Consider the following 9370-nt stretch of genomic DNA (forward strand, 5'->3'; position numbering starts at 1 on the left):
GCCGGAGTGGGGGTCGACCCCGCGACGTACCCAAGAATCTGCTGGAGCAGAACCCATGACCAAGCTCGACCCAGCCATCACAGTCCGCCACGAGCCGATGCGCATTGCCGGCAAGAAAGTTGATGCCGACGGCGTCGTCGAGGTGCGCTACCCCTGGAACGACACCGTCATCGGCACGGTGCCGGCCGGGCGTGCCGAGCACGCGCGAAAAGCATTCGAGATCGCCGCCAGCTACAAATCGAAGCTGACGCGCTACGAGCGTCAGCAGATCCTGTTCCGCGCCGCCGAGGCATTGGCGTCGCGCCGCGAAGAAATCTCCGATCTCATCACGCTCGAGCTCGGCATCTCCAAGACGGACTCGCTCTATGAGGTCGGCCGTGCCTATGACGTGTTCACGCTGTCGGCGCAGATGTGCATCCAGGATGACGGCCAGATCTTCTCCTGCGACCTCACCCCGCACGGCAAGGCGCGCAAGATCTTCACCACCCGCGAGCCGTTGAAGGCGATCTCGGCGATCACGCCGTTCAACCACCCGCTCAACATGGTCTCGCACAAGGTGGCGCCGGCGATCGCCACCAACAATTGCGTGGTGGTCAAGCCGACCGAATTGACGCCGATGACGGCGCTTCTCCTGGCCGACATTCTCTATGAAGCCGGTCTGCCGCCCGAAATGCTGTCGGTGGTGACCGGCTGGCCCGCAGACATCGGCAACGAGATGATCACCAACGACAATATCGACCTGATCACTTTCACCGGCGGCGTGCCGGTCGGCAAGATGATCGCCCGCACCGCCGGCTACAAGCGCCAGGTGCTGGAACTCGGCGGCAACGACCCGCTAATCATCCTCAACGATCTCTCCGACGAGGATCTGGCCAGAGCCGCGGATCTGGCCGTCGCCGGCGCGACAAAGAACTCCGGCCAGCGCTGCACCGCGGTCAAGCGCATCCTGGTTCAGGAAAGCGTCGCCGACCGCTTCGTGCCGCTGGTGCTGGAGCGGGCGAAAAAAATCCGCTTCGGCGATCCGATGGACCGCTCGACCGACCTTGGCACCGTCGTGCACGAGAAGGCGGCGGCGCTGTTCGAAGCCCGCGTCCACATGGCCGCCGAGCAGGGCGCCGAAATCCTCTACAATCCGGGTCGTCAGGGCGCGTTGCTGCCGCCGATCGTCGTCGATCGCGTTCCTCACACATCCGAATTGGTGATGGAGGAGACGTTCGGCCCGATCATCCCGATCGTTCGCGCGCCGGACGACGATGATGCGCTGATCGCACTGTCCAACTCGACCGCCTTCGGCCTGTCGTCGGGCGTCTGCACCAACTCTTTTCCGCGCATGCAGAAATACATCGCCGGCCTTCAGGTCGGCACCGTCAACATCTGGGAAGTGCCGGGCTACCGCATCGAGATGTCGCCCTTCGGCGGCATCAAGGATTCGGGCAATGGCTACAAGGAAGGCGTCATCGAGGCGATGAAGAGCTACACCAATGTGAAGACATTTTCGCTGCCCTGGTCCTGACCGGGCGGCATTGACGGATAAGACAACCGAGGGAGCGTTCGCCGCTCCCTCATTCGCGTTTCGGAGACCATGATGGCCGCGATCAAAGAGCTTGTGCACACCGAAGGCGATTCCAACACCACAGCGGCTCGCGGCCGATGGGATGCCGGGCAGGACGATCCGCGGATCCGCGGCTTGCTCGATCGCGACGCGGCTGCCTTCATGCACCAGAGTCTGTCCAGCCCCTGCCTTTCGACCATCGCGAAGGCGCAAGGCATCTGGATCGAGGACACCGCTGGCCGCCGCTTCATGGATTTCCACGGCAACAGCGTGCATCACCTCGGCTACGGCCATCCAAGGCTGGTCACGGCGATCAAAAAGCAGCTCGATGAGCTCTGCTTTGCGCCGCGCCGCTTTACCTGCGAGCCCGCCGTCGAGCTGGCGGAGAAGCTGGCGGCATTGGCGCCCGGCGATCTCGGCAAGGTGCTGTTCACCACCGGTGGTTCGGATGCCATCGAGGTCGCGCTGAAGATCGCCCGCGCCGCGACCGGCCGCTTCAAGACGGTGTCGTTCTGGGATGCGTTCCACGGGGCCGGCTTCGGCGCTGCAAGCCTCGGCGGCGAGGCGACCTTCCGCTCGCACATATCAGGCCCGATGATGACCGGCACCGAGCACGTCGCACCCTGGGACGGCTATCGCTGTCCCTATGGCCACGATTCCCTCGAAACCTCGGGGCTCGCTTGCGCCAACATGATCGCCTATGTGCTCGGCCGCGAACAGGACGTGGCGGCGGTCGTCGCAGAACCGATGCGGGCGACGCCCAACCCGCCGCCGCCCGGTTTCTGGAAGCGGGTTCGCGAAGCCTGCGACCGGCACGGCACGCTGCTGATCTTCGACGAGATCCCGACCGGGCTGGGCAAGACGGGAAAATTCTTCGCCCACGAGCATGATGATGTGACGCCCGACATCGTCGTCCTCGGCAAGTCGCTCGGCGGCGGCATCCTGCCGATCGCCGCCGTCATCGCGCGCCGCGACCTCGACGTCACCGGTGGCTTCGCGATCGGCCACTACACCCACGAGAAGAACCCGGTGACGACCCGCGCCGCACTGACGACGATCGACATCATCCTGGAGGAAGGATTGGTCGAACGCGCGGCCGAACTTGGCCGGCACATGCTGGAGCGTATGCAGCACCTGATGGCGCGCTCGCCCCATGTCGGCGACGTCAGGGGCAGGGGACTGATGGTCGGCGTCGAGCTCGTCGAGGATCGCGATACGCGCGAGCCGGCGCGCGATCTCGCCGAACGCGTCTTCTATGCTTGCCTGGGGCAGGGGCTGAGCTTCAAGGTCAGCCAGGGCAATGTGCTGACGCTGTCGCCGCCGCTGGTCATTTCGAAAGCTGATCTCGATCGTGCGCTCGACATCCTCGAGACCGCCGTGCTGGCGGCCTGACCATGAAGGCCGTGCGCACCGACCGCGAGCTCGAATGCCCCGAAATCGACGCGGGCTTGCGGGCGAGGGGGGGCGATCTGGTGGTGACTGTCCGCTCGTCCGACCCGCGTTTGCGGGCACAGACAACGGGCGTTTCGTTCGGCTGACCATAACCGTCTCCGTTGCCAATCGTGGGCTTTCGCAAGCGCGAAATAGCGGCCGCAACAGGCATGCGACAGTTCCATGACGACTATCAGTAGAAGTTTGTCTGTCATAAAATAAATAGATTTTACTTATCGATCACCAATCCCCAGAGTTGACCCAACGACGACATCCACAAGCGCTACAGGGCCGCAATGTCCACCGGCGCGATCGTCACAGTGCATCGCAGAATGTGCCAACAATCAAAGGGGAACTGAGCATGAAATCGCGCAACGCAACTATCGCAATGGCCTTCGCCGCGGCATTGATGTCATCCGCCGCCTTTGCCGAAACCTCCGAACTGACAGTCTATACCGCCATTGAAGCCGAAGATCTCGCCCGCTACGCCGAGACTTTCACAAAGAGCCATCCCGACATCAAACTGAACTTTGTCCGCGACTCCACGGGTGTCGTTACCGCCAAGCTGTTGGCCGAAAAGGACAATCCGCAGGCCGACGTTGTCTGGGGCCTTGCCGCTACATCGCTTCTGGTGCTGAAGACCGAAGGCATGCTTGAGCCCTACGCGCCAAAAGGCGTCGAATTGCTCAAGCCGAAGTTTGTCGACAAGGACACGCCACCGGCCTGGGTTGGCATGGACGCCTGGGCGGCTTCGATCTGCTTCAACACCGTGGAGGGCAAAAAGCTTGGCCTCGCCGAGCCGACCAGCTGGAAAGATCTTACCAAGCCGGAATACAAGGGTCACATCGTGATGCCGAACCCGGCCTCGTCCGGCACCGGCTTCCTCGATGTATCGAGCTGGCTGCAGTTGTTCGGCGAGAAGGATGGTTGGGCCTATATGGATGCCCTGCATCAGAATATTGATGCCTACACGCATTCTGGTTCGAAGCCGTGCAAAATGGCCGCCGCCGGTGAAACCGTAATCGGCATCTCGTTCGAGTTCCGCGCCGCGAAATCGAAGAAGGAGGGCGCTCCCCTCGATATCGTCATCCCGTCCGAAGGCATCGGCTGGGACATGGAGGCATCCGCGATCGTTGCGGGAACGAAAAATCTCGAAGCCGCCAAAACGCTGCTCGACTGGTCGATCAGCAAGGAGGCCAACGAGATGTACAATGTAGGTTATGCGGTTCTGGCTATGCCGAATGTCGCCAAGCCGGTCGAATTCCTGCCCGCAGATATCGAGTCCAAGATGATCGACAATGACTTCGAGTGGGCGGCCAACCACCGCAAGGCCATTCTCGACGAGTGGACGAAGCGCTACGACGCCAAGTCTGAGCCCAAGAGCTAGACGCAGAGCATTTCGACAGGGCGCCGTCAGAGCGGCGCCCTTCTCGTAACTCTTCCCGGATGGTCAAAATGAGACACGAACCCGTCGCTGATCTATCGGCAACGCTGGCCGAGGTGCATCCCATGACCGCTGCCGGCAACACGGCTTACCTGCGGATCGAACATCTCTGGAAGGCCTTCGGCGAGTTCCATGCGCTGAAGGACATCTCGCTCGACATCAACGAAGGCGAATTCATCTGCTTTCTCGGCCCTTCGGGTTGCGGCAAGACCACGCTGCTGCGCGCCGTCGCCGGCCTCGACCTGCAGACCAGAGGCGTCGTCCGCCAGGGGGGCAGGGATATCTCAACGCTGCCGCCGTCAAAACGCGACTACGGCATCGTGTTTCAGTCCTACGCGCTGTTTCCCAATCTGACGATTGAAAGGAACATCGCCTTTGGCCTGGAAAACACCAAACGGCCGCGCGCCGAGATCGATGCCCGCGTCAAGGAATTGCTCATGCTGGTCGGCTTGCCCGATCAGGCGAAGAAATACCCAGCGCAGCTTTCCGGCGGGCAGCAGCAGCGCATCGCGCTCGCTCGGGCCATCGCCACCTCGCCCGGCCTGCTTCTGCTCGACGAGCCGCTGTCGGCGCTCGACGCCAAGGTGCGCGTGCACTTGCGCCACGAGATCAAGGGGCTGCAGCGCAAGCTCGGCGTCACCACGATCATGGTTACGCACGACCAGGAAGAAGCATTGTCGTTGGCCGACCGCATTGTAGTCATGAACCATGGCGTCATCGAGCAGGTCGGCAGCCCGACTGAAATCTATCGCCATCCCAGGACGCTGTTCGTCGCCGATTTCATCGGCGAGACCAACAAGTTCGATGCGACGGTAGGAGCAGATTCGGTAGGCTTCGGGACGAAGGCTTTCAGATGCGCGCCGCACAGCTTTGCGAACGGCGAAGCAGTCGTCGCCGCCATTCGACCGGAAGACGTGATTCCACACGGGCCGGGTTCGCGCTCGCCTGGAGCACCCGATGTGGTGAAGACTTCGGAAAACCTGATCGAAGTGACCGTCGGTGAAATGGAATTCCTGGGTTCGTTCTGGCGCACCCGGCTGCGCGGCGGAGAGCTTGGAGACGAGATTCTGATCGCCGATTTCTCGGTCAACGCCACGCGGCGTCTCGGCCTCGCCGAAGGCGGAGCGCTAACGGTGGAACTGCCCGCCGACCGACTGCTTGTCTTCCCGCAAGGAGAGCGCCATGGCGGCGGCAACTGATATCCTGATGCCGTCCGGTCGGGCGCTCCGACAGTCGCTCGACAAGGACGAGTTGATCAAGCGCGGCCTGCTGGTCGTCATCTCGTTCTATCTGGTCCTGTCGCTGGCAGCCCCGCTCTACGTGATGCTGTCGAAATCGTTCTCGACCTACAGCTTCGATCTTGGCGCGTTCGAATTCCAGGTCAGCGACAAGCTCGGCAATTTCGGCGAGCCAGTGACGGCCGCCGCTCTGAACGAGAAACTCGCCGCGGTCCCGCCAGAAAAGCTTGCGACCAGTTCCGATGGTCGGCTACCGGCCACCAGCTTCTTTCCGGATTTCAGTTTCCGCAGCCCGGTCAAATACAAGGTCCGCGGCACGACCGATGACGCTTATTTCCTGATCGGCACGCAACTCCACCGCGGCACCGAATGGCAGGAAGTCGATTCGAACACCTTTCGGCGCATTATGCTGAGGCCCGCGCGCGAGCTTGGGTTGGACAACTACACAACCTACTTCTCGACGCCAACGCTGTTCCGCTCGATCCAGAACTCCTTCCTGATCGCGCTGATCAGCACCATCATCACGGTCGGCATAGCCTTCGGCTTCGCCTACGCTTTGAACCGAAGCAAGATGCGCTTCAAGGGCCTATTCAGGCTCATCGCCATGGCTCCCATCCTGGTGCCGTCGCTACTGCCCGGCATCGCCCTCATCTATCTGTTCGGCAACCAGGGCCTGTTGAAAAGCCTGCTTGGCGGCATATCGATCTACGGTCCGTTGGGGATTGTCGTCGGCTCGATATTCTTCACCTTTCCCCATGCTCTGATCATTATCTCGACGGCACTGGCGATCTCCGACCAGCGCCAATATGAAGCCGCCGCTTCGCTGCGCGCCAGCAAGTGGCGGACGTTCTGGGTCGTTACCATTCCGGGCGCGCGCTACGGTTTGATCTCCGCGGCGTTTGTCGTGTTTACGCTCGTCATCACCGATTTCGGCTTGCCGAAGGTCATCGGCGGCCAGTTCAACGTGCTCGCCGTCGATATCTACAAGCAAGTGATTGGTCAGCAGAATTTCGAGATGGGGGCGGTGGTCTCGGTCATCTTGCTGATCCCGGCCATCGCCGCCTTCGTCGTCGACCGCCTGGTCCAGCGTAGGCAGGTTTCGCTCCTGTCGGCCCGCTCGGTGCCTTACGAGGCAAAACCCAATCGCCGCTTCGACCTGGTCTGTCTGGCTTATTGCAGCCTGGTCGCGTTGTTCATCGCCGGCATCATCGGCATTTGCCAGTACGCCGCGCTGGTCAAGTTCTGGCCCTACGACCTCAGTCTCAGCCTGAAGAATTTCGCGTTCGGTCGCATGGATGGCGGAGGCTGGGCTTCTTACTACAACTCGATCACGCTCTCGTTGCTCACCGCTGTGTTTGGAACCGTCATCGTCTTCGTCGGCGCTTACATCGTCGAAAAGACCGAAGGCTTCAGGACCGGACGGGCAGCCTTCCACTTCCTCGCCATGCTGCCGATGGCGGTGCCGGGGCTTGTGCTTGGCCTGGCCTATATTTTCTTCTTCAACAATCCGGCCAATCCGCTGCACGCGATCTACGGCACAATGGCGATCCTGGTCGTCTGCACCGTGACGCACTTTTACACGGTCGGTCATTTGACGGCCCTGACGGCGCTGAAGCAGATCGATCGTGAGTTCGAGCCGGTCGCGGCCTCGCTGAAGCAGCCTTTCTATCGCCTGTTCACGCGGGTGACAGTGCCGATCTGTCTGCCGGCAATCCTTGACATCTCGATCTATCTTTTCGTCAACGCCATGACGACGGTTTCCGCGGTGGTCTTCATCTATACAACACACACGGCGCTCGCCTCGGTTGCAGTGCTCAACATGGACGACGCTGGCGACACCGCGCCTGCTGCTGCCATGGGCATGATGATCTTCTACACCAACGCATTCGCGCGGATCATTCACTTGGCTGTTTCGAAAGGTATCCTGAAAAGAACTCAGGGTTGGCGGGTACGATAATGAAATGCTCTAGGACTTTCCCAAGTCTCAGCCCTGCGTCGGCCTGCGTTCGACGATGTAGATGTGGTCGGCCGCCAGCACCACTTCGCCGCGCTGGTTGATCACCTCGCAGCGTTCGATCACCCGTCCCGACCCCGGCCTCTTCGGGTCGTCTTCCCTGGCCGTAATTGTGGTGCGCGTCCGGATCGTGTCGCCGATGAACACCGGCTTGATGAAGCGCAACCGGTCGTAGCCGTAGGAAAAGGCGACAGGGTTGATGACGGTTGCCGTCAGCCCGATGCCGACCGAGAACACCAGCGTGCCGTGCGCGATGCGCTGGCCGAATGGCGTCGTCTTCATGAACTCGGCGTCCATGTGGTGCGGGAAGAAATCGCCGGTGTGGCCGGCATGGACGATGAAGTCGGTCTCGGTGATGGTGCGGCCGCTGGTCAGGCGCGACGCGCCAATCTCATAGTCTTCGAAATACTGGATCTGTTCCATCAGGGTCTTTCCGCAATCGGCGTCGCCGGTGCCGCACTCGACTGATACGCCGCCTCGACCAGCGCCATCGTGCTCCAGGCATCCTCGACCGGACTGATCAGCATAGCATCTTCTCCGGTGGCAAAACGCTGGACATTGGCCATGCGGCCGACGAAGGCGTCTGGAAACCACTCGCCGGCCAAGGGCACCGCGACCCAGTCCGTTCCACCCTTGGGGTAAATCTCCAGCACATCCGGTTCACCTGTGGGATAATCGAGGTTGAGACCCAGCTTGAGATAGGCGGCACCTTCTGTGCCGCAGATGCGGAACTCGCAGGCCTGGTGCCGGCGGCCGAACTTGTGGTCGTGGTTGATCGACAGCGCGCAGCGCACGGTGTCGCCATAGTCGAGAATGGCGCTGGTGCGCGTCTGCGCCACGGCATGGTTGGGATGGCCGAGCGTCTTGGCGTGCACACCCTTGGGGTCGCCGAGCAATTGCCGGATCAGGTCGAGATAGTGGATCGAATGCATGGCGATCTCGACGCGCGGCGCCTTGAGCAGGAATTCCCAAAGCTCCCACGGCGTCGCCAGCGCCAGCCAGGCGTCGAAGTCGACGATCTCGCCGAGCCAGCCCTTGCCGACGGCATCCTTGAGCGCCAGCATCATCGGCGCGAAGCGCAATTGGAAGTTCACCGCTGCGTGCAGCTTCCGGGCGCGGCAGATCTCGAGGATCGCGGTCGCCTCGGCAAGGTTGCTGCCCATCGGCTTCTGGATCAGCGCCACCGCGCCATCAGGCAAGAACTTCAGCACATCGGCATGACGCGACGGCGGGGTGGCAAGATCGAAGATCGCGCCCTCGACGGCAGCAGCTTCTTCGACCGAGCCAAAGGCCGTCACGCCCCATTGGCTGGCCAGCTTTTCAGCCCTGGCATGATCAGGATCATACAGCCCGGCTACTGGAAAGCCGGCCTTCCTGTAGGCCGGGAAATGCGCGTCGCCGACGATCGATCCGGCGCCGAAAGTGACGATCGGCCGGGGTTTTGAGGGTTTTGGCCAGGATTGAACGAGCAAGGCAGGGTCGAAACCGCCTTCAATCATGATGGAAGACCTCGTCCATCTCGGCCCACCACTCGCCCTCTTTGCGCGTCGCCAGCGGCTCCTGGCATGGCATGCAGACCGCCCACCATTCCTGCGTCTTCGGATCGGCCGCCATCTTCGCCATGTCGGCTTCGTAGTCGCTGCCGTGATATTCGAAAGTGCTGAACAGCAGGTTCTCCGGCCGCTTCAGGT

8 protein-coding genes are annotated in these 9370 nt (G+C 61.8%); 5 read left to right on the forward strand and 3 right to left on the reverse strand.

Going from position 1 to position 9370, the window contains the following annotated elements; genetic code table 11:
* Positions 1-55: 55 nt before the first annotated feature.
* The 5 genes from phnY to EOC06_RS22315 all read left to right on the forward strand — a co-directional run bounded on the left by phnY (position 56) and on the right by EOC06_RS22315 (position 7622).
* The gene (gene phnY / locus EOC06_RS22295; RefSeq protein WP_127811141.1) at positions 56-1513 is read left to right on the forward strand and encodes a phosphonoacetaldehyde dehydrogenase; all 1458 of its coding nucleotides are present in this window, start codon (positions 56-58) and stop codon (positions 1511-1513) included.
* 72 nt (positions 1514-1585) lie between these two features.
* On the forward strand, positions 1586-2944 hold the full coding sequence (locus EOC06_RS22300) for an aspartate aminotransferase family protein (RefSeq protein WP_128308805.1): 1359 nt from the start codon (positions 1586-1588) through the stop codon (positions 2942-2944).
* Between the two features lie 400 nt (positions 2945-3344).
* Positions 3345-4370, forward strand: a complete 1026-nt coding sequence (locus EOC06_RS22305) for a putative 2-aminoethylphosphonate ABC transporter substrate-binding protein (protein WP_127266991.1) — start codon at positions 3345-3347, stop codon at positions 4368-4370.
* 122 nt (positions 4371-4492) lie between these two features.
* Positions 4493-5626 carry a putative 2-aminoethylphosphonate ABC transporter ATP-binding protein gene (locus EOC06_RS22310; RefSeq protein WP_127270136.1) on the forward strand — a complete coding sequence of 378 codons (1134 nt, stop codon included), beginning with the start codon at positions 4493-4495 and terminating at the stop codon, positions 5624-5626.
* Positions 5610-7622: a putative 2-aminoethylphosphonate ABC transporter permease subunit gene (locus tag EOC06_RS22315; protein WP_127320015.1), complete on the forward strand. Its 2013-nt coding sequence runs from the start codon at positions 5610-5612 to the stop codon at positions 7620-7622. The genes EOC06_RS22310 and EOC06_RS22315 overlap by 17 nt, the downstream gene beginning before the upstream one ends.
* Positions 7623-7649: 27 nt before the next feature.
* Here the strand turns inward: EOC06_RS22315 and EOC06_RS22320 are convergent, their stop codons facing one another.
* From EOC06_RS22320 to EOC06_RS43140, 3 genes are all read right to left on the reverse strand, one after another.
* Complete coding sequence (locus tag EOC06_RS22320) at positions 7650-8105, reverse strand: MaoC/PaaZ C-terminal domain-containing protein (RefSeq protein ID WP_164781743.1); 456 nt, start codon at positions 8103-8105, stop codon at positions 7650-7652.
* The gene (locus tag EOC06_RS22325; RefSeq protein WP_206631233.1) at positions 8102-9175 is read right to left on the reverse strand and encodes a Gfo/Idh/MocA family protein; all 1074 of its coding nucleotides are present in this window, start codon (positions 9173-9175) and stop codon (positions 8102-8104) included. Before EOC06_RS22325 ends, EOC06_RS22320 begins: the two co-directional genes overlap by 4 nt.
* Positions 9171-9370: L-rhamnose mutarotase (locus EOC06_RS43140; RefSeq protein WP_245469901.1), on the reverse strand; the 200-nt coding region annotated here is incomplete at its 5' end. The genes EOC06_RS22325 and EOC06_RS43140, both read right to left, overlap by 5 nt.

Source organism: Mesorhizobium sp. M7A.F.Ca.MR.362.00.0.0, from assembly GCF_004023175.1.
Classification (GTDB): Bacteria; Pseudomonadota; Alphaproteobacteria; order Rhizobiales; family Rhizobiaceae; genus Mesorhizobium.